Origin of the sequence: Paenibacillus mellifer (assembly GCF_023195895.1) — a bacterium.
GTDB classification, from domain to species: domain Bacteria; phylum Bacillota; class Bacilli; order Paenibacillales; family Paenibacillaceae; genus Fontibacillus; species Fontibacillus mellifer.
Genome location: NZ_JALPRK010000032.1, coordinates 26175 through 47960, shown reverse-complemented (window position 1 = coordinate 47960; position 21786 = coordinate 26175). Strand labels below are relative to the sequence as shown.

The following is a 21786-nucleotide window of genomic DNA, read 5'->3' as shown; positions in this document are numbered from 1 at the left end:
CTTAACGACTACTTGATAATCAATTCTGTTGGTTGAACCTCGTACGGTGTTCTCTTCCCTTTAATGACGTCTAACATTTCGGCATGGGTAGCCTTGATTTCTCGCACAAAGTCTTCATAGGGCCGATGGCAGACGTCGACGATTCCGATTTGATAGTTTTCTCCGTCGAAACGGCCCAGCGTAGCTTGATCATTCAATATAAAATAATGCGTCCCTACCAAATACTTCTGACTTGCTGCAAATTCCGTGTAATAACGGTAGGCTTTGCCGCGATCGGCTTGGGTGTACACGCCTTTCAACCCGGGGCTTAACAGCCCAACATCCGGGGCTCCAAAATGGAACTCTCCGATCAGGATCGGTTTACCGGTTCGTTCGTAGATCGCGCGGAGGTCAGCCTCATCCGGTCTAAACTTATAACAGTTATAAGTAAAGACATCATAGTACTCACTTCCCTCCAGGACCAGTTCCGAAGAAATAAAAGCATACCGCATTCCGAGATTTAAATGATGGGGATCGATCCTCTTCAACGCTTGAGCCGGGATGCGAACATACTCATGGGCCATCCGACGTGAAAATTCTAATAAATCCGTATCGGCCGCATCAGAAAATTCCTCAATGCGAAGTTTGCGGATCGCGTCGAAATCCACCAACTCCATCCCCCATGCTTCACGTAGGGCGTCCGCACTGCCTTCATATTTCTCCTCCAAATAGCGAATCAACGCTTCCTTACTTGCCAAAGAATGTCCGCTGCGAAACATTTCCCGTGCCAGATTGACTCGCTCGCCAAACGCCCAATGCGGTTCATTCGTCATAAAATACCCAATCAGGCAACGGTCCTCCTTAAACGGCTCCAGCTGAGCGGCATACCGTTCGGAAGCCTCGAGGTATTCCTCGCTGAATACGTCCGGGAAATCCCGGTACACGGTCTCTTGGGTTGTCGGAAATCCGGCCAACGGCATAACATAGGGCAGCTTCGCTTCTTGGGCAAAGTTCAGATCCGACCAGTTCCCGATCGTATTAAACCCCCAATCGATCAGCCGAGATCGGGTCATTTGGCCCCACGCCACATGATAATCCTCGCCGAAGGCCCGAATGAGATTGCTGACGGCGTAATTATAATAACGATGCCCGTTTAGCGTTTCTCCCGCCTGGAACGCCGGTTGGAAAGGTCCATCCTCTTCCGGGATCCACTCCAGACAAGGCTCAATGCCATCGATTCGTCCCGCTTCCCCAGAATTGACCACATCCAGCCCCTTACTATAGAAAGCGTATCCCTCCGGGTCCACCAGCCAGAACCGCTCCTCCTGCTGCGTGACATAAAAGAATCCCGTAGGTTCAAAAGGAATGGATTTGCATCCCCCATAGGTACTGTATTCCGGTCCAAAATGCGCGGTCGAGCCGGCTTTCACCTCCATCTGCAAATAACGGACAAGTTCCTCTGCGGACTTGGTTTTGCCGTTCCAATCCTTGATTTTCAATTGACCCAGCTCGTCGACGATCGGCTCTCCCCCCTGTCCCAGGCTGCAATCGGGCTTCTCGTCTGCCAGATACAAATCATGCAAAATAAAGGAACGGTTCGTATAGAACGGCAAGAAAATCATTTCAAAATGTTGGACTTGCTCCGGTTCCATGGCGGTTCCCTGCAAAAATGATTTTAGTTTACCCGGTGTCCGCTCCAGAAAGATATGCTGGGCATCTAAATGCTCGAGGTCAAAAAACGTTCGAATACGGATCTGCGGCAAGAATCCCGTCAGGCAATACAAGTCCGGTATACTTTGTTCCGAACTGGGAGTACGCTTCGAAAAGCCAAGCGCCATCTGAAACTCCGTGATCGATTGAACGGTCAATTCCAGCACCAGGTATTGGCCTTTCTTAAACTTCAGGCCTTCGAAATGGAGCCTTCCCCCCTCCGGGGAAATATCGATCAAACGCCCGCCCTCTGGAAGCGATTTCATTTCTATGTTGCCGCTCACGTTAATCTTTATTGGTCTCATTGGTTCAGTCGCCCCTTCGGATTGGTTAATTCACAAAAATTATACGACATTTCGAACACCTTCTAGCTGTTATCCGAAATTGTGTGACCAAGCCCGAAATTGCGTGAACCTTCCGAAATTATCGAACAGCCATAACGCGCTTATTCCAAGGAAAACGAAGCCAAGTCCGCGCTTCCGTTCCCGGTATACTTGAGATATACGGCCTGTACGCCGTACGGAATGGCAATGTCTGCAGCGTATTCCGTCCAGACGTTCGTGAAGTCAACCGGGATAATTCCAAGCGCCGGACCCTTCCAAGCCGTCAGGACTTCGAAAGCCCCTTGGCAATACCCGCGCACCTTGATTTTGACTCTGTTAACGCCACGGCAGTCGAAATACTTGAACCCGGCCGTAGCTGAATCCGTCATATTGGCGATATATCCGATTTCCTTCTCCCCGTCCCTGCCCTCTTGGGTGATCTTCGGAAACCGGCTGTCCATCCAGGCTCCTGCGCCGAAGCCTCCGGTATACATCGCCTCATCTTTACTAAACAGATGGCACGCTAGATAGGCCGGATATTCCCCGCGACCTTCAAGCGGACCTCCATTCGGGCCGCAGGAGGTCATCTCCGCTTGGGGGATCGTTCCGTCTTCACGGAAGCGAATATGCTCCATGCAGCCCTGTCGACTGAACGCTGTACCGTTGGTATGCCGGTGATAGAAGACGTACCATTTCTCATGGATTTGTTCGATGCTGCCATGATTATTTCCGCCGTAATACATCGGCTTGTCCGCCGGTTTATAGGAATCGATATGAAGATCGTTGTTGCTGATGATAACTCCTTGATAGACAAAGCCGTGAGTCGGAAATCGACTGGTGGCGTAACACAGCTCATGCATGACGATAGAGGAATAAATCAAGTAATAAATATCGCCTTTCTTACGGATCGAGGGGGCTTCAAAAAACGCATGCCCTTCAAACCCGCTCCCCTTGCTATAAGGTTCGCTTGGCATGACAAAAGCCGGTTCCTCTATGATCGTAAGCATGTCAGGACCCAGCACCGTAACCATCGCGCCGTGTCTGGATCGGTCCCCGGCCGCACAGAATCCGGTATATAAGTAAGTCAACTCCCCCTCCGTCAACACCCCGGGGTCAAACTGAGGCTCATCGCCGGCTTTTTCTCCCAAACGCGTACCGTCAGCATACTTAGCGTACCCGTAGAATTCAAACTTCCCTGCCGGTGTCTCGCAGACGGCGACAGAAACAACCGGAACCTTATCGAGCACATAATAAAGGTAATACCGCCCATCCGGCCCGACGGTAACGTCTGGGGCATAAAGGCACATCCGGCCGTCCGGATTCAGCGGGTCATCGGTTTTCTTGTAGATGACGCCTTCGTATCGCCAGTCCCCCAAATCCTCCACCGGAGCCGACCAGCACACATAGTCGTTCAAGCAAAATACATGGCCGTTAAACCGGTCATGCGACCCGTATACGTAAACTCTATCGCCCCAGACATGCGGCTCCCCGTCGGGGACATACTCCCAGGACGGCAGATACGGATTGAATCCTTGCTTTTTCATCGGCGGGTCCCCTCTCCCGGTTCACTTCTGAAAATCCGTTTAGAAAACTCGCTAAGTCCGTTTCTCCATACAGGCCAGTCGTGGCCTCCCTGCTCCTCCACCCAAATGTGGGGGACCCCCTGCTCAGCGAAGTAAGCATGTGTCCGGTCGCTGACGTATTTCAAATTGTCCTCATCGCCGCAAGAGAGCCATAGCAGGCTCATTCGCGTCGCCAACTCCTGCGGATTCGGAGCCAGTTGCTCGGGAGTTTTCGTATTGGGAGCCGGGGAGAATGCGCCGATCCAGGCGAATTGATCCAAATGGCTTAATCCGATGTTCAAGGACTGCCCGCCGCCCATGGACAAGCCGGCGATGGCGCGGCTCTCCCGCCCGGCACGGATCGGATAATTAGCTTCTACAAATGGGATCAGGTCATGAAGTAAGTCCCATTCGAACCGTTCGAACGCCTGAAGCTTCTCAGGAGCGAACAGGTCGCCCTCGGCCCGATCCTCCGGCATCGCGCGGCCGTTAGGCATCACCACAATCATGGGTACAAGCTTCCCGTCCGCATAAAGCCGATCCAAAATGAGATGCGGGTCCCCATGATCAAACCATTCGTTTTCATCTCCGCCTATGCCATGTAATAAATAAAGTACCGGATACGTTTGATTCCGGGAAAATCCGGGAGGGGTATATACTCTAGCTTTACGCTGGGTTCCAACGGTTGCGGAGTAATATTCCACGACCTCGAGGCTTCCGCATTGCGGAATACTGGATGCCTCCGATGGTTTCCTATCCATAATCCTCATCCTCTCCATTATTAGATAGATGAATTATAGCGCTTCCAAAAAAACGATCGCTAGGCTAAAAATAAAGAATTCATCCGCATTTCTTTAAAACAAAACAAGCGATCGTCAAGAGAGTCACCCCACTTGACGATCGCCTGTGTATTTAGAGAGGTACGTCCTTTATTTTGCGGTAAAGCCCAATGCTTTCATCATCTTCGTGAAGATTTCCGTATTCTCGAAGGCGCCGGTGAACAGATTCGCGTTCTTGCCCATCGCCGTAACCGGAATGTCGACCGCCGTATGTCCGGACGTCGTCCAGTCCACAATGAATTGCTCCTTGGAACCCGCGATTACAAACGGTCCGTCTTCCTTAGAGATAGCGTCCCCAGATTCATCCTCCGCATCAACCGACTCGATCGAAAGACCGCCGGTTTCATGGTCGGCCAAGACCAATACGAGGGTATCCGGGTTTTTCTTGGCGAAATCCTTAGCGACTTGCACGGCTTTATCCAGCTGTTGACCGGCTTTAATGGTCAATGCGGCGTTGTTCTCATGCGCCATCTCATCGGTTGCTTCCTCCTCAACCATGAGGAAGAAACCCTTTTTGTTTTGGGACAATGTGTCAATCGCCTTCTTGGTCATATCCGGAAGAGAAACGACCGGGTTATAGATATCGCCGTCCCCTTCTTCTCTTTGCTGGAACATCTCTTCATTCGCGAACAAACCGAGCAGCTTACCGCTTTTTGCTTTTTGCAGGTCCGCTTTATTGGTGACGTAGGTGTAACCCAGTTGTTTGGCTTTGTCGACCAGATTGCCTTGGGTCCCCTTGCTCTTCTCGGAAGGATCCTCCGCCGGTTCGTCTTGGAACGCGCCCGGGTTACCGGCCGGGAACCAGAAATCCTCGCCGCCGCCCAACAGCACATCCACTTTGCTCTTCGTCAAAAATTGCAGCGCGATATCGCTTTGCGCCGACCGATTCTCCACATGGGCACCAAACGCCGCTCCCGTCGCGTCCGTCACCTGACTCGTCGTAACGACCCCCGTGGACAATCCCGCTTGTTTCGCGTATTCCATAATCGTTTTAACCGATTTCTTGTTCGCGTCCATACCGATTGCACCATTATACGTTTTCACCCCGCTGGCATACGCCGTAGCGGAAGCCGCCGAGTCGGTTACGGCCGACGTCGAGCTCGTATGTACCAGTCCGGCATACGGCATGTCGTCCATCGCCAGTTTGCCTTTCTCTCCTACTGTAGCCAACCGGATGGCGTTGCGTGCGGCATTCCCCATCCCGTCCCCCACGAACAGGATCACGTTCTTCGTCTTAGAGGAGGCTGCCACTGCCGGACTCGGGGTTTGTGCGGTCAAAATGCCGGTTATCGCTACCGCTGCCGCCGCAGTCACCACAAATGCCGTTCTTAAGCGCATGTTTTTTACAAGTTTCATAAAGTACGAACCTCCTAAATGTTTTGAGTTCCGTACTCTATGATAAATACCATATATTATGAAAATGTATGAAGTATGTAAAATAATGTTAAACCGATCGCTGCAGACTGCGCCAACCGCTCACTTCTAATTGGCCGTAATGATTATCGCCTGAAGCGATCACCTTGCCATCCGACTTTAGGCCAAGCGTATGGGCACACCCCGCGACGATCGCTACAACCTCTCGCCAGTTGCTGATCTCACCTTGCCCATGTTGATTCGAGCCGGTTGCCACGACGGTTCCGTCCGATTTTAAACCAAGGGTATGATAGCTGCCCGCTGCTACCGCCACGATATTACGCCAGTCCTCAACCTTGCATTGGCCGTGTTTAGGATCGCCGACAGCGATGACCGTCCCGTCCGATTGAAGCCCGACGGAATGCCGTGGGCCTGCCGCCAGCGTCGCTTTATATAATGTAGGGTCCATGTCTTACCTCCTTGTGTCATGGATTCCGATTGAATTCATCATACGAAAAGCTTCTGAAAGAAATCAAACAAAATCATAAGATTAACGTCTCGAACCCGGGGGCCGCTGAAACTTATGATGAGAGTGTGACATAGCTACCCGCCCTACAAATCGGGTACCCCGGGGGTGATGTATGAATCAACCTGCGCAAGTCATTCTGATTACGGACGCCGACCATCCCACAGGCAAGGCCATGATCCGCCGCTTCGTCGAGGATGGCGCCCATTTCCTGTTGAACAGTTTGTCTGATGGCACGCAAATTGCCGCCGAGATCGACATGGCTAAAGCTTCCAGATCCAAAGTGATCGTGAAGAATGTCGACTTGAGCGCCGGGGCGAACGCAAGCGAGCTTGTCCTGCTGGCCGAGCGAGAACTCGGCGCGCTTACTGTCCTGATCCATAATAACGACCGGTACGTCCCTATATCCGTTGAAGCCGGATCCGAAGCGTCGTACCGTGAAGTAATGAATACCAACGCAAAGTCGGCCTTTCTTTGCACGCAAGCGGCCGGAAAGGCGATGGCCGCACGGGAGGCGGGCAATATCATCTTCGTCTCGTCCATCCATGCCGAGAAGCCGACCGGCTCCTCCTTCGCCTACAGCGCCTCCAAGGGCGCCGTCAAGATGCTGGCCAAAGAAGCGGCCCTTGAGCTGGGGCGGCACGGCATCCGCGTGAATACGATTGAGGCCGGCCTGATCGAAGGCGACGGTGAACGGTTCCGCAGTCCGCTGACGACGCTCTACCGCAGTTACGAACTCAAGGTTCCGAACGCTCGGCTGGGCACAGCGGAAGACATTGCAAACGTCGCCCACTTCTTGGCGTCAAAAGAAGCGGGGTATGTGAACGGCGCGGATATCCGGCTGGACGGAGGGTTCCTCCTGCATTATATGGATCACAAAATGAAACGGCCAAGGAGCAGTGATTCGCCATGAGCTTAGCGGGCAAGGTCGCACTCGTAACCGGAGCCGGCACCGGCATCGGCCAGGGCATCGCCATCGAGATGGCAAATAGAGGCGCAAGAATGGCACTCCACTATAACCGGAGTGAAGCCGGCGTGCTCGAAACGAAGAGACGAATTGACGAAGCGGGGGGCGACAGCTTCATTGTCCGGGCGGATGTCTCGAATCCGCAAGAGATCGCCGCGATGGTGCGCCACATTGAGAGCCGCGCCGGCGATATCGATATTCTGGTCAACAACGCCGCCGTACAACTGAACTACGATCTCTTTAAGCATGATGGCGATACGTTCGACCGCATGTTTGATACGAACGTAAAGGGCTACTGGCAGTGTATCCAAGCCGTTATTCCCGGCATGAAGCAGAAAGGAACCGGTCGAATCATCCTGATCTCCTCGGTACATGCCAAACGGCCGACGGATTTCGACCCGGTTTATGCCATGACCAAAGGCGCGATCCGCATGCTCGGGCGGGAAAGTGCGATCGAGCTGGCCCCGTACGGCATTACGGTGAATACGATCGAGCCGGGAGCCGTCGATGTGGGCAAATACAACCTCATCTCGCCGGACGATCCGGATGCGGAGAAGAAGCGGGAGGCGCGGCGCAAGCACCAGTTGGAGAAGTTTCCGCTGGGGCGCGTGGGACTCCCGCTTGATGTCGCTCACCTCGCCTGCTTTATCGCCTCGAACGAAAGTGAGTATATGACAGGCTCCGCCATCCGGCTCGACGGCGGAAGCATGCTGCTGTAACGAGGCTGCAGTACACCAACCGATTAGGAGTGATTTCATGGTAAACAAAGAAACGTACGAACAAACGCTGGCCCATGTTCGTACCTCCTCCAGCCCTTCGGAGCTGCGGATTACCGATATCCGCTTTACCGATATCGTCGGCGGGCCTTTCCACAGCAGCCTGATCAAGGTATACACGAACCAGGGGCTGGTTGGTTTCGGGGAAGTCCGCGACGGTGCGGATAAGGTTTACGCCCTCATGCTGAAAAGCCGGTTACTCGGGGAGAACCCGTGCAACATCGACAAGCTGTTCCGCCGGATCAAGCAGTTCGGCGGACATGCGCGTCAAGGCGGTGGCGTCAGCGGAATCGAGCTTGCGCTCTGGGATCTGGCCGGCAAGGCATATGGCGTACCTATCTACCAAATGCTCGGCGGCAAGTTCCGCGACCGGGTCCGCATGTATTGCGACACGGATGTTGTCGGCAAGGACACCGGTAAAGCGATGGGCGAAGCGCTCAAGAAGCGGATGGAAGCCGGCTTCACCTTCCTGAAGATGGATCTTGGGATCGGCCAGCTCATCGACGAACCAGGCGCACTTAGCGCACCGCTGGGTTTCCTGGAAGAGATGCGGGAGATCTCGAAACGCCGTTACCGCCGTGACAAAGGCAATCTCACCGAACAGGAGCTGCGCGAAATCAAGAACCGTCACTACGATATTTACAACATCCCTCATCCATTCACCGGCATTCATGTGACGGAAAAAGGCCTCGACATCCTGGAACAATATGTCGCGGACGTACGGTCGGTCATCGGCAGCTCGGTGCCGCTCGCCATCGATCACTTCGGCCATATTGGACTTGAGGACTGCGTAAAGCTGGGTAAGCGCATCGACAAATTCAATCTGGCCTGGATGGAGGACATGATTCCATGGCGGTATACGGATCAATACGCCCGCCTCTCCCGCGCCGTGACGACACCGATCTGTACGGGAGAAGACATTTATTTGAAGGAGAACTTCAAACCTCTCCTTGAAGCCGGCGGGGTGTCCGTCATCCATCCGGACGTGCTGACGACCGGAGGCATTCTCGAGACGAAGAAAATCGGGGACATGGCGCAGGATTACGGGGTTGCGATGGCGATCCATATGGCGGAAAGCCCCATCGCCTGTCTGGCCGCCGCTCACGTCGCCGCGGCGACGGAGAACTTCCTTGCGCTCGAATACCATTCCTGCGAAGTGGAATGGTGGGATGACATCGTCATCGGCAGCCGCCTCCCGGATAAGCTGGTCCAGAACGGCTTCATCACCTTGACGGACGCTCCCGGACTGGGAATCGACGATTTGAACGACGAAGTATTGGCTGAGCATCTTCATCCCGAAATCGGCGGCCTCTGGGAATCAACGGATCAATGGAATCATCATTATTCTAACGACCGGCAGTGGAGCTGAGGCTCCTCTGCTTTTTCTTTCACAAGAAAAGGATCGTCCTGTCCGGCATAGGCCGGTCAAGACGATCCTTTCCATTTCTATTAGCGGGGGGCGGAAGCGCGGCTCATCTTGGCCGCCGCCTCCATCAAGCCGGTGATATACCCTACGCCAAACAGGCGGCCAAGCAGCTCATACCCCGGGTTTTCGTTATCCTCGCCTTCCATTGTCGGTACGTGGTCTGGTCTAGCCGGGCCGCTAAAACCAACTTCGTAATACGTCTTCATCGCTTCGAGCATATCCGTCTGGCCATCGTCATGGAACGTCTCCTCGAATTTCTCCGGCGTCCCCTTCACGTCGCGGAAATGCACGAAGAACAGCTTCTGCTGGTCGGCGAACTGCCGAATGACCGCCGGAATATCCTCTCCGGCTGTCGCCAGAGTCCCCTGGCATAACGTAATGCCGCTGTAGGCGTTTGGCACCAGATCGATGGCCCGCTGCAGAGCCGATGCGTTCCGCAAGATCCGCGAGACGCCGCGGATCGGCGTAATCGGTGGATCGTCCGGATGAAGCGCAAGCTTCACCCGGGCGGATTCCGCAACGGGAACGATCTTTTCCAGGAAATAATGGAGATTCTCCCACAGATGCTCCTCCGTCACAATTCCGGCTTCCGTGAGCGGCGCATCCGCCATCAGGCTGTGATCGTAGCTGGAGACCAGCGCCCCGCCCCGCGTTCGGGTCGTCGTCGACGTTCGGAACCAGTTGAACTGAGCCATAAAGTTATAGCAGAGCACGGGAATGCCGGCGGCTCCCATATTCACGATCAACTGTTGAAAATTCTCGATCTCCTCGTCACGGCCGGGCGCACCCAGCTTAATCTTGTTGCTTGGAGGCATCGATTCGATCACGGACAACGTCAGACCAAAATCGGCGTAACGTTGCTTCATCCGGATCAGCGGCATCAAATCCCAAGGTTTCTCCGTTTTCTCTTCCCACGGCAGCCCGCTGACCGCGTAATTGACGTTCATCTGTTTCGCCAAATGCCACAGCCGGCTTGGCTGGGATGGAAGAAATTCCGCAAGCTGCATGTCGTTATCCGCCTCTTTCTATCGTTTAGTTGCCTGCCTTGGCAGCCAGCTCCTTACCGAGCTTATCGATTTTGTTGAAAGCTTCTTCAATGGACTGCTGACCAAACGTCACCGCGTCCATCTCCTTCTTATAAGCATCCACCCACTCTGTAAAGCCGGGTGCCGGTGAATAGAAGGGTAACGCTTTACCCACAGACAGGTCGTAAATTTCTTTGCCGAGCTTATCCTTCGCCTCCAGATTCGGTTCAAGCTTCTTGTAGATGTCCGGATTAATTGGAATCCCGCGCGTCAGACCCAGCGCATCCCCTGCGGCTTCATCGGTAATAAACCATCTGACGAATTTCTTGGCTTCTTCCTTGTTCTTCGAATTGGTGCTGACGCTGAGGAAGATCGTCGACTGCGCCCAGCCTCCGCCCGCAGGTCCGGTCGGCATATTCACAACGCCCACCTTGCCCGGCATGAGCTGCTTGAGCGCGCTGACCGAGCCGGTTGTTGCGCCTCTCGTCATTACGACCCCGCTTGCCATCGGGTCAGCCTGCGGATCGTTCTCGAGGAAGGCGGCGGACTGCTCCGCCGGAGGAACGATTTTATCCTTGCGGAATTGTTCATAGGTTTGATAGAACTTCATGAACAGGTCTTTATCGAGTGTAAACGTCTTCCCGCCGTCAGACATGATTGGCGGTTTCCCCATCGCCGTCTGGTAATAATTGTAGAAATCCCAGGTTGTCGTGTCGCCGATCGGGTATTTGCCCTCCGGCAGCTTGGCGCGGGCGTCCTTCGCCCATTGGAAGTACTCGTCATAGGTCCAATCCTTATGCGGCAAAGGGATGCCGTATTGCTCGAGATCCGCCTTGTTGAAGGCCGTTCCCTGTGCATTCTGGCTCAGAGGGATGCCGTACAGCTTGCCGTCGATCTTCAGATTCTCGATGACACCCGGGTCGACGATTCCGGTCAGGTCGATATCCGACAGGTCCTCCAGCTGTCCCCGACTCACGTATTCTTGCAAGTACGCCGCATCCATCTGCAGCACATCCGTCATTGTTTTGGATGCCGCTAGCGTCGGCAGCTTCTGCCAGTACGCATCCCAAGCCATATGCTCGGGTTTGAATTTAACGCCGGGGTTTTGCCGGGTATAGAGATCCAATGCTTTCTGCGTTGCTTCGTGACGTGCGTCCGTCCCCCACCACATGATGCTGAGGGTCCTCTCTCCGCCGGAATCTCCATTTCCACCGCTCACGCCGCCGTTTCCTCCGGAATTGCCACCGGAATTGCCACCGGAATTCCCACCCGAATAATTTCCTCCAGCACTGCCTCCTCCACCGCCGCCGCAAGCCGTCAATACTAGAAACAGCGCCAGCAGGAGTGCGGCCATGCTCATCCATCTCGATTTGCTCATTGTCGATTTCCCCTTTCCATTTCTCTTAATCAAGCACATGACTTCAATGGGTAACGCCAAAGTCAACCTTTCAGCCCCGTCGTTGCGATCCCTTCCACGAAATGCTTCTGTGCGAAGAGGAAAATCAGTGCGGAAGGAACGACGGACAACAGCGACATCGCGAGCAACTGCCCCCACTGAATCTCGAACTGGTCGATGAATCCCCGGAGCGCCAGGCCAACCGTAAATTTATCAACCGAGCTGAGATACAGCACCTGCGAGAAGAAATCGTCCCAGCTCCAGATGAAGGTGAAGATCGCAACCGTTACGAGTGCCGGCTTGATGAGCGGGAAGACGATCCACGCGAAGATGCCGTATACGGAAGCGCCATCGATCTTGGCCGCCATGTCCAAATCGCGAGGGATGCCTCGGATGAACTGGACGAGAAGGAAGATGAAGAACGCGCCTCCGCCGAAGAAATGCGGCAGAACAAGCGGCACATAGCTGTCCACGAAGCCAAAGGAGTTAAACAGGATATATTGCGGAACGACCGTAACCTGACCGGGCAGCATCATGGTCAGCAGAAGAATCGAGAACCAGAAGCCCCGCAGCTTGAAGTTCAGTCGGCCGAAACCGTAGGCTACGACGGCGGCAGTCAACACGCCACCAAATACGTTTCCAACCTCCATCAGAAGCGTATTGCCGAAGAAATGGGCAAACGTATAATCGCTGGAGTAATGCCACCCATTGCTGTAGTTCTCCCATAGCGGCGTCTTCGGCCAGAGCGTCGGCAAGCTCAGCTCCTCCGTCTTCTTCAGCGAAGCGCCAACCCACCAGATGACCGGATAAAGCATGAGGAGGGAGAATAAAGTCAGAAGCAGATGATTCGTCAGCTTGGACCTGAGCTTCATTTCGACCCTCCCCCTTCCGATTCGTAGAACACCCAATAACGAGATGCGGCAAAGTTAATGACGGTCAGCAGACCCACGATCGCAAGCAAGATCCAGGCCAGAGCCGAGGCATACCCCATCTGGTAATGCTTGAAAGCCTTTTCGTACAGGAACAAGGCGTAGACGTACGTGGAATTGACCGGCCCCCCTTTGGTGATGATGAAAGCGGAGGTGAAGGTTTGGAAGGAGCCGATCACGCCGAGAATTAAGTTAAAGAACATGACGGGAGACAACATCGGCAGCGTGATGCTGAAGAATCGGCGAAACCTGTATGCGCCGTCCACTGCCGCGGATTCATATAACTCCTGGGGAATCTGTTTGAGCCCAGCCAGGAAAATGACCATCGTAGACCCGAACTGCCATGTATTTAGCAGAATGAGTGTTCCGAGCGAGGTGTCCGGATTGGTGATCCACCCCATGCCTTGGATGCCAAACCAGGCGAGCACCTGATTGATGTAGCCGTCTAGACCGAACATATTGCGCCATAAAGCCGCAACCGCGATGCTTCCGCCAATCAGCGACGGGAAATAGATAGCCGTTCGGTACAGGTTCATCCCTTTCAATTTCTGATTGAGCGCCATAGCGACGAGGAGGGAAAAAAGTAGCTTGAGCGGTACGGAGAATAGGACAAACGTGAAGGTTACGGTGAGAGATTTCGTAAAGGTTGAATCATTCGTGAAAATATTGACGTAATTGCTTGTTCCCGTCCAAACCGGATCCTCTAGGAGTGAATAATCGGTGAAAGACAGGTATAACGATTGTGCGATCGGCCATAACGTCAGTAATAGAAAGCCAATGAGCCATGGGGAAATAAAAATATAACCGGCTAGATGGTTTGCGCCGGTCTTCGCGCGCTTTCGGACGGCGCGTCCAGCTTTTCCAGTTGGGTTAGCAGTATTGGTTTGTGCAGCCATCCTTTTCGATTCCTCCCCTCTTGCGATACACCTTGTGATAAATGTTGTAGTAGTACTACTGTATTCGAAGGCGGTTTCACGATTAAAGGTGACGAAATTATGATATTGTTTGATTTTTTAAAATCCGTGGATCCCATGAGAAACGCCGGCGACAGCGGTGGAAAAAATTATGATTTGGCGGGGAAAATGCCTTAAGAAAGTCGCATCGACAAAACGGCGGCCCTCCCTAACAATAGAGTCATGTCGAACAAAGAGGAGGCGCTTCAATGAAATTCGATAACCCGGAAGAACTCATTCAATTGACACCGCTGTGGAAGGGCGAACGGTTCGAGAATGGGCGGCCTAAGGTGCCGGATGATGTCCTGCGAAGAATACGGAAAATTACGCTGGAGGAAGCATGGGGGCCGCTATGGCACCGTGGCTATACGTTTCAGTTTGAAGGCGACTTTAAGATCGTCCATCCCGACCAAGTGATGGTGGGACGGGCCGTAACCGCCGTTATGGTGCCAAAGCGGCCCGATCTGCACGAGACGCTGCTGAATTACGGGCATGAACAGGAAGGACGAAGGGGCTTCTTCAATCAGTGGGTCATCGATTCCCTGGTCGAGGATGACGTTGTTGTCGTCGATATGTTCGATAAGATCCATCTCGGCACCTATGTCGGCGGTAACCTGTCCACAGCCATCTCGACCCGCACGAAACGGGGCGGCGCCGTGATCTGGGGCGGGATCCGCGACAATCAGCAAGTGTCCGAGATCAAGAACATTAACGTCTATTATCGCGGAAGTGACCCGACGGCGATCGGCGATGTCACGATGGTGGGAATGAACGTGCCGACCCGGATCGGCAAGGCGATATGCCTTCCCGGCGACGTCGTGCTCGGAACGCCGGCGGGCGTCATCTTCATCCCTCCCCATCTTGCCGAGTTGACGGCCGAGCAAGCGGAGAAGTCGCAAGTCCGCGACGTATTTGGTTTCATTCGCTTGAAGGAAGGCGTCTATTCCACCGCACAAATCGACGCCTCTTGGCCAACCGCGCTGTGGGAGGATTTCATTCAGTGGTTTCAGAGTGATGAAGCGGCTGCCGAATACCGCCATTTAAGCTGGGAGAAGGAACTCGAGGAGGCGCGCCGGCACGAGTTGGACGGCCCAAGACATGACGTACGTCTATAGAGAAGATGATCACGAACCAGGAAGCGGGAGTTGAACCCGCTTCCTTCTTTATTTTCCCATCGATTCCCGATACTCGCTTGGTGAAACTCCGACCTTCTTCTTAAAGATTTGGCTGAAATAACGGGAATCCTGATAGCCGACCTTCTCGGCGACTTCGTAATTCTTATAATGCGTCGTCCGGAGCATATCCTTGGCCTTGTCGATCCGAATATCGGTCAAATGCTCAATAAACGTCTTCCCAGTATTTGCCCTGAAGAGCATGCTCAAATAGGTTGGCGTCATGTACACCTTCTGAGCAACACTCTGCAGCGAAGCGTATTGGCAATCCTGCTCCATATAGAGGATCGTCCTCTTAATGATGCTGCGATGGCTCTCTTTCTGACCCGGCGAGACGACCTTCCAGAGCCCGGTCAGAAACAGGCAGACGTAGTGCTTCAGCTCTTCCAGCGTGCTTAACCTTACAAGCGATGTCGCCTCAAAAGGTCTGTAAGCGCCTACATTTTCTTCATCGGCAAGGACCCTTCTTTCCACTCCGACCAGCAATCGGATCGTCAGCTCGTACATGCTCTTGATGTCGATCGGACCCTGCTCCAGCACCGCAGAATAAAACGACTCTACCGCCTCTAAGATTTCCTGTTCCGAGGCCGCTGAGCGGAAACTCTCAACCAACTGTTTTTCCTTCTCCACTGGGTAACGGTCGATCGGCTCCAGACGGCGAAGCTCGCCAAAATGAATGATTTGGCCAGTTCCGCTGTAGAACTTGTTCTGCAACGCCCATGAAGCTTGCCGATAGGATAGGTGGATGTCGCTCAACTGGCTGCAAGGCTTCCCTACTCCGATATTCACGGGATGAGCGAATTGTTCCAGAAGTACAGCCTGCAGCCGCTCAAGCACATCCTTGGACACCCACGAGAACAGCAGCCCGATCCGCCCGTCTCCATCGAGAAAAGCGATACCGTTGCCCGGCATTCGTTGCTGAAGGCTTTCTCGCATACTCTCCAGATAAGTCAGCTTGTCGTGCTCATTGTCAGCGGGAGCAGTTGGCTCCAACAGGGCAATGGTAGGGAAAGTATAGTAAGGATTCAAGTGAAGCTTAGCCAAGCTCTCCTTCAGATCCGCCTTTGCTTCCGTAGGCCCGGATACTAGATACCGCAGAAGGCGGTCTTTCATCCACGTCGTAATCGCTTGGTGGTCCAATAGAAGACGTTCATTCAGCATACTCCTTTTCCCCCTTTGGATAAAGAATGACAACTGAGATCAAGTCCTTAATCCAGATGAATGATTTTATAGGCATGCATGTGCTCGATAAACGCTTCCTCCGCAATGTCGCCGTCCCCCGTCCGGAGGGCGTCAATCAACATTCGGTGCCAATCGGCCAGCATATCCGTCGTTGAATGCCGATTGGATATGGCCATGAAACGCATCACCTTCGTCCGCATGTGGTTCCATAGTTCCAGGATGGCTTGATTATCACAGCGCTTGTAGAAAAAACCGTGAAAGTCCATATCCAGTTCGAGAATGCTTAGCGTGTCGCTCTGCTCGACGGCTTCCTCCATCTTCTGGATAATCGTCTCCAGCGCAGCGTAATCCGCCTCCGACAGCGTCGACATGGACGTGCGAACGGCGAAGCCCTCTATGATTTCACGGAGGACAAACAGATCCCGAATCTCCTTAGAGGTAATATTGGATACGACCGACCCTTTGTTTCGAATCCCAATAATCAATCCTTCTTGCTTCATCCGTTCCAGCGCTTCCCGTACAGGTGCCTGGCTAACCTGGAATTGTCCCGCGATATCCAACACGATGAGCCGGGTTCCCGGGCAAAGATCGCCCGTGAGTATTTTTCGTTTGAGCGTTAAATAGATTTGTTCACTTATGGAATTCACCAGCGGGACGATATCGTTGCTTGGCATCCTTGTTTCGTCTCCATTCGCGATCATCGTTTATCGATTATCGATAATCCATTTTTTTCTATTGTATGAGGGCACCCACACATCTGATACCGGAAATTTAATATTTCTCTAGCAAAAAAAAGCCCGCGAAGCTTTCGCCTCGCGGACTTTATAAACATTCTTACTCCTAATCAAAATAAACAATTTTCCCCGTCTCAGCCGATTGATAGACCGCCTCCAGGATCTGAGACACGATCATCGCTTCCCGTGGCTTCACCAAAGGTTCGGTATCGTTCACGACGCTGTGAATCCATTGTTTGGCTTCATACTCGAAGTCGGACATGTTCTCTCCACGGAAAAGTTCCCTTGCATTCGGATCCACATCAAGCTGATTCAAGAACAAGCTTCCGTCCCGCTCCCCGTTAATCCGCAATTTATGATGATTGAAATCCGCGCCCCCCTTCGTTCCGCACAGCAGATTGCCTCCGCCGTCCGCAATGTTCAGGGCCCAACTGGTTTCAATAATAACGGTAGCACCATTCTTGAATTTCACGTATCCGAACGCGGAATCTTCGACCTCGAATTTATTAGGATCCCAGGATCCCCATTCATTTGCGGCATTTTCGGTGTCCTTCAGTTTATGGAAGACGCTACCGACGACGCTTTCCGGTTCATAGTTATCCATCAACCAGAGGATGAGATCAAGGGAATGAGTTCCGATATCGATCATGGGGCCGCCCCCCTGCTTCTCTTTATCCAAGAACACGCCCCAGGTCGGTACGCCTCTTCTTCGGGTAGCGACCGCTTTAGCGAAATAAATCTCTCCTAGTTCCCCGCCTACGATCATCTTCTTTAATAGTTGGCTTTTGGCGCTGGACCGGCTCTGGTACCCGACGGTGAGCTTCTTGCCTGCTCGCAGGTGGGCTTCGTACATCGCTTTCGCCTCCGCACCGGTGACGGCCATCGGCTTCTCGCACATAACATGCTTGCCGCTTTCAAGCGCATCGATGGCAATCGCGGCATGGGCGCTATTGGGGGTGAGCACATGCACGACTTCGATCTCTTCCACCGCCAGCAGATCCTTGTAATCGGTGAACACCATTGCTTCCGGCGTGCCGTATTTTTTCGCAGCAGCCTCGGCTCTATCCGGAATCAAGTCACAGAAGGCCACCATCTGCACGTTCTCCACCTTAGCTAAACTTGGCATATGTTTGTCATTGGCAATCAATCCACAACCGATGATTCCTACTTTTACAGTTCGCATCAGCTTTCCCTCCCCCGTTATTTGAACTCTACTGTTCGGTGTTCCTGATGGGCGATGTAGGCTGCTTCCAAGAGCTCCGTCAATTTCGTTCCCTCTTCCAGTCCAAAGGGCATCGCCTTGTCATTAAGCACGGCATCCACCCATTGGAGGATCGGAAGCGGCTGCTCTGCTGGGAGTTGATTCGGCGAAATCCATCCGCCAAAGGGCAAATCCAGATTCTTCGAAGTGACTTTAACGGTATGATCTGAGATGATCAAAGTCCCTTCGGTCCCGTAAATTTCAAGTGCGGAAGGGGTCCGATACGTAACCAGGCTGGTTTCGACCAAAGCGACCGCATTGTTGGCGAACTCGATGGAGCATTGCGCATTATCTTCCACGGCACGATTCGTGAAATAGTGGAACATGGAGTTGATTCGTTTGGGCTTACCCAAATACCAACTGGCGAGGTACATCGGATGACAGCCTAAGTCCATCATGGCCCCGCCCCCGGCTTGCTGCTTATCGTACCAGTACTCCGGAAGCCAATTGTTCAAAGCCCCGTCATGTCCGTTACGTATGCGCAGAAGCGTAACGTCTCCTAAGATTCGGTCATCGATCAGCTGCTTCGCGAACAATTCATGTGGTCTCGTACGTGCCGGAAATGAAATGCCAAACTTGACGCCGGCTTGACGTACCGCGGCCGAAATTCGATCGCATTCCTCCGTGGTAAGCGCCATCGCCTTCTCGGTGAAAATATGTTTCCCCGCCTGAGCAGCAGCAATCATCACGTCGGCGTGCATACTTGTAGGGGCATCCACCACGACGGCATCAACATCTTCGCGCGCTAGAAGAGTATCCAAATCCGCCTCAAAGTCCGCTCCCAGTCCAGTTGCCCATTCCTTCCCCCGATCGAGTTCTTCATCCCAGACGGCCGCGATCTTCACGTTCCCATGGGATTGCAACTTTCTGGCGTAATCCTCCGCATGCACATGCCATTTACTTAACATTGCAACGTTCAACATATCATGTTCCCTCCTTCGTCTTGAGTATGAGTAGGATTAGAATCCGACATCATCGCGTTCCGCCGCTTTTTGAGCGACAAACTCCGCCATCTCATCCACACCGGCAGCTTTAAACTTGTCTTGCACCTCATGAAGCATTTTTAGAGCTTCTTCATCTGACGCAGCAAACAATGCTTTCTTAAATTCCTCATCGAAATTCAAACTGCTGGTTTTATCGATAAACTCCTGATATTTAGGCCACTCTCTCGCAAGATAGCTGGCGCTGACCTTGTCGATGATTTTGATCGGCAATTTGGCCGAGAAGCTCTCCTCCAGCTTTTGCCACTGCGTCTTCTGATCCTCTGGCGTAGGCCAAGTGACGGTATCGGAGAAGGCGCCAATGAACCTTCCCGGAAGGTAATTGAGTCCTGCATCTCTCTTCAAATCCGGATTCTCATCGAATTGTTTCTTCACATCCGGAATCCATTGAGGGATCCCGTTCTCCAGCGTGTAGTGGGTTCCTTCAATTCCGAAGTACGCTAGCAACCGGCCTTCTTCGCTGTTGACGTAATCAATGTACCGTAAGGCCGCATCGGGATCTTTAATGTTCGCGCTTAAGAAAAGGACAGGAAAACCGGAACGGCCGGGTTTTTCCACTTGCGTCCGAATTTGTCCGCTCTTATTCTTCATAGGTCCGAGCAGCTCATATTGCATATCCGGATTCGTCTTATACAACGTCTTGGACAAATCAGGCAACATCGGTTGAGCTCCGAATACGGCGAGCTTGCCCGTAGTCAGCTTCTCATTTGCGGTTGTGCTCGTATTGCTGAAAGCTTCTAGATCAAATAAACCTGCCGTTAATAACTTCCTCATATATAGCAGTCTGTCTTCATGATCCTTGGTTTGCGTCCAGTGGATCAGCTTTCCGTCCACCTCACGGTAGTCCGAAATGTTGTAATCCGTCCAACCGGCAAGGAATTGACCATAATCCCATCCATTCCACATCGTTCCGGCCGGGATCACCGGCTTGCCGGCAATATCCTTGAACCCGCCGTCTCTGATCTTGACCAATAAATCATACAGTTCCTCTTGCGTATCGATATCTTCCGCTTTCACATTTAACGCCTTGAGAATATCCCCCCGGGCAAAAAGGCCGTAATTCCAGTTATGAATGCTCTCTGGGGTTCCGTCCGGGGTTTCCGTAGGAATGAGATAGGTTTTCCCTTCGAAATCCGGGCTATTGAGATCGAACTCGTTAAAATCCTTCGCAATCCCGGTAGTCACAAGTCTTTTCACATTCGGGTATTTATCAAGATAAGGGGTGAGATCCAGAAGCTGACCTTCCATCGCGGCCTTCTTGATTACTTGCCCTTCTCCCCCAGTGGTTGACCAGAATGGGGCGTTCACAATATCCGGAACGGTACCGGAGGCAAAGATGGTATTCAGCTTTTCAACCTCGCTGGTCGTGATGGATTCCAGTTTCAAGGTGACTCCGGTCTTGTCCCGGATTTGCTTAGCTACCGGATTATTCTCCTGATCCTGCGGAAACCCGGCTCCGCCCCCGTTCCAAGCACTAAGGAAAGTTAAGGTGACCGGCTTCATTTCTTCCGTGCCCGACTCCTTCACGGTCCCAGGCTCATTTGAGCCCGTGTTCCCTGTTCCCGCTTCCTCCTTCCCGCCTGAACCCATACATGCCGTCATCGTTGTAAACAGCAGTAAAGCGATCAGCGGAATGCCAAAGACACCCCTCAATTTGTTCTTTCTCATACTACACTCCCCTCTCATTGGACATTTTTTATATAAAAGGCTTAGCCTCTTATATCAGCTACTCTTTAAGGGAACCTACCAATACGCCTTTCACAAAATACTTCTGCAGAAACGGATACACACAAATGATCGGTGTCGTAATGATAATGACGAAAGTCATCCTCAGCGCTTCCGGAGTGACGCCGCGCAGCTCCATCTGAGATTCGGTCATATTTTGAATCGCAGATCCGCTATTTCCCGACGATGACGTCATTGATTGAAAAGACGCTTCACTGATCATCTTGTTCAGGAACGTCGCTGCAGGCTGTAATTTCTCATTCTGGATAAAAAACTGCCCGGTGAACCAGTCATTCCACACGCCCACTCCGACAAACAAAGCGATGGTAGCCAGCACCGGCATCGAGAGAGGCAAGATGATTCTGGCGAACACCGATAACTCGCTGGCTCCGTCGATTCTGGCCGATTCCGATAGGGCTTCAGGAATCCCATCGAAGAAGGTTTTCATGATAATTGCATTAAAGAAGCTATACAGGGAGGGCAATACCAGTACCCAAAACGTGTTCAGAATGTGTAACTGCCGGAACAGGATAAAAGTCGGGATCAGCCCCCCGCTGAACAAGGTGGTAAAGAAAAAGAAAAACACAATATATTTTCTCCCCGGCAGGCCTTTCCGCGAAAGCGCATAGGCTAACAAAGCCGTCAGAAACACGGATCCGATCGTGACCACAAGAGTTCGAGTAACGGAAACATAAAACGAATTTAAGATCAATGGATTGGTGAACGCCTTTGCGTAGTTTTCTAAGGTGAACACTCTAGGAACAAAGTAGATACCACCCTTCATCGCGTCATAGCCGTCATTGAAAGAAAGGGCTAAGAAATAAATAAATGGGTACAGCGCCGTGGCGCAGAAAATAAACAACACCGAATAGTTAAGCACCATATATGTTCGATCCGCCGACGTCAGCCTTTTCGCACCCATGCCCACACCTCCTCCTGCGTCGTTG

18 protein-coding genes and 1 pseudogene are annotated in these 21786 nt (G+C 52.6%); 4 read left to right on the top strand and 15 right to left on the bottom strand.

Annotation, left to right across the window (positions count from 1 at the left end):
- Window positions 1-8 precede the first annotated feature (8 nt).
- The 5 genes and pseudogenes from M0651_RS22470 to M0651_RS22450 all read right to left on the bottom strand — a co-directional run.
- The gene (locus M0651_RS22470) at window positions 9-1994 is read right to left on the bottom strand and encodes a hypothetical protein (protein ID WP_248553920.1); all 1986 of its coding nucleotides are present in this window, start codon (window positions 1992-1994) and stop codon (window positions 9-11) included.
- 140 nt (window positions 1995-2134) lie between these two features.
- Window positions 2135-3556, bottom strand: coding sequence for a family 43 glycosylhydrolase (locus M0651_RS22465; RefSeq protein WP_248553919.1), 1422 nt, complete (start codon window positions 3554-3556; stop codon window positions 2135-2137).
- Window positions 3553-4335, bottom strand: coding sequence for an alpha/beta hydrolase (locus tag M0651_RS22460; protein WP_248553918.1), 783 nt, complete (start codon window positions 4333-4335; stop codon window positions 3553-3555). Before M0651_RS22460 ends, M0651_RS22465 begins: the two co-directional genes overlap by 4 nt.
- 168 nt (window positions 4336-4503) lie before the next feature.
- Window positions 4504-5769 carry an alkaline phosphatase gene (locus tag M0651_RS22455; protein ID WP_248553917.1) on the bottom strand — a complete coding sequence of 422 codons (1266 nt, stop codon included), beginning with the start codon at window positions 5767-5769 and terminating at the stop codon, window positions 4504-4506.
- A gap of 88 nt (window positions 5770-5857) precedes the next feature.
- Window positions 5858-6208: pseudogene (locus M0651_RS22450) on the bottom strand (chromosome condensation regulator); the annotation flags it as partial.
- A gap of 199 nt (window positions 6209-6407) precedes the next feature.
- Here M0651_RS22450 and M0651_RS22445 point away from each other — a divergent pair.
- From M0651_RS22445 to M0651_RS22435, 3 genes are read left to right on the top strand one after another with little or no spacing between them, the layout of a single operon-like run.
- Entirely contained in the window at window positions 6408-7205 is a 798-nt protein-coding gene (locus M0651_RS22445) for an SDR family NAD(P)-dependent oxidoreductase (RefSeq protein WP_248553916.1), read from the top strand.
- A complete protein-coding gene (locus M0651_RS22440) occupies window positions 7202-7978 on the top strand; it encodes an SDR family NAD(P)-dependent oxidoreductase (RefSeq protein ID WP_248553915.1) in 777 nt (258 codons plus the stop codon). The genes M0651_RS22445 and M0651_RS22440 overlap by 4 nt, the downstream gene beginning before the upstream one ends.
- 37 nt (window positions 7979-8015) lie before the next feature.
- Window positions 8016-9404 (top strand): mandelate racemase/muconate lactonizing enzyme family protein, encoded by a 1389-nt coding sequence (locus M0651_RS22435; protein WP_248553914.1) that lies wholly within the window; start codon window positions 8016-8018, stop codon window positions 9402-9404.
- Window positions 9405-9484: 80 nt separating this feature from the next.
- Here the strand turns inward: M0651_RS22435 and M0651_RS22430 are convergent, their stop codons facing one another.
- From M0651_RS22430 to M0651_RS22415, 4 genes are all read right to left on the bottom strand, one after another.
- Window positions 9485-10468, bottom strand: a complete 984-nt coding sequence (locus M0651_RS22430) for a mannonate dehydratase (RefSeq protein ID WP_248553913.1) — start codon at window positions 10466-10468, stop codon at window positions 9485-9487.
- 25 nt (window positions 10469-10493) lie between these two features.
- On the bottom strand, window positions 10494-11864 hold the full coding sequence (locus M0651_RS22425; protein ID WP_248553912.1) for an ABC transporter substrate-binding protein: 1371 nt from the start codon (window positions 11862-11864) through the stop codon (window positions 10494-10496).
- 62 nt (window positions 11865-11926) lie between these two features.
- Complete coding sequence (locus M0651_RS22420) at window positions 11927-12754, bottom strand: carbohydrate ABC transporter permease (protein ID WP_248553911.1); 828 nt, start codon at window positions 12752-12754, stop codon at window positions 11927-11929.
- The gene (locus M0651_RS22415) at window positions 12751-13707 is read right to left on the bottom strand and encodes a carbohydrate ABC transporter permease (RefSeq protein ID WP_248553910.1); all 957 of its coding nucleotides are present in this window, start codon (window positions 13705-13707) and stop codon (window positions 12751-12753) included. Before M0651_RS22415 ends, M0651_RS22420 begins: the two co-directional genes overlap by 4 nt.
- Window positions 13708-13973: 266 nt before the next feature.
- Between M0651_RS22415 and M0651_RS22410 the strand changes: the two genes are divergently transcribed.
- The gene (locus M0651_RS22410) at window positions 13974-14879 is read left to right on the top strand and encodes an RraA family protein (RefSeq protein ID WP_248553909.1); all 906 of its coding nucleotides are present in this window, start codon (window positions 13974-13976) and stop codon (window positions 14877-14879) included.
- A 48-nt stretch (window positions 14880-14927) separates the two neighbouring features.
- Here M0651_RS22410 and M0651_RS22405 read toward each other — a convergent pair whose 3' ends face one another.
- The 6 genes from M0651_RS22405 to M0651_RS22380 all read right to left on the bottom strand — a co-directional run bounded on the left by M0651_RS22405 (window position 14928) and on the right by M0651_RS22380 (window position 21761).
- Window positions 14928-16097 (bottom strand): helix-turn-helix domain-containing protein, encoded by a 1170-nt coding sequence (locus tag M0651_RS22405; RefSeq protein WP_248553908.1) that lies wholly within the window; start codon window positions 16095-16097, stop codon window positions 14928-14930.
- Between the two features lie 47 nt (window positions 16098-16144).
- A complete protein-coding gene (locus tag M0651_RS22400; RefSeq protein ID WP_248553907.1) occupies window positions 16145-16792 on the bottom strand; it encodes a GntR family transcriptional regulator in 648 nt (215 codons plus the stop codon).
- 166 nt (window positions 16793-16958) lie between these two features.
- The gene (locus M0651_RS22395; protein WP_248553906.1) at window positions 16959-18035 is read right to left on the bottom strand and encodes a Gfo/Idh/MocA family protein; all 1077 of its coding nucleotides are present in this window, start codon (window positions 18033-18035) and stop codon (window positions 16959-16961) included.
- Window positions 18036-18052: 17 nt separating this feature from the next.
- Window positions 18053-19036, bottom strand: a complete 984-nt coding sequence (locus M0651_RS22390) for a Gfo/Idh/MocA family protein (RefSeq protein WP_248553905.1) — start codon at window positions 19034-19036, stop codon at window positions 18053-18055.
- Between the two features lie 36 nt (window positions 19037-19072).
- A complete protein-coding gene (locus tag M0651_RS22385; RefSeq protein WP_248553904.1) occupies window positions 19073-20782 on the bottom strand; it encodes an extracellular solute-binding protein in 1710 nt (569 codons plus the stop codon).
- Window positions 20783-20840: 58 nt separating this feature from the next.
- Window positions 20841-21761, bottom strand: a complete 921-nt coding sequence (locus M0651_RS22380; RefSeq protein WP_248553903.1) for a carbohydrate ABC transporter permease — start codon at window positions 21759-21761, stop codon at window positions 20841-20843.
- Window positions 21762-21786: the final 25 nt, after the last annotated feature.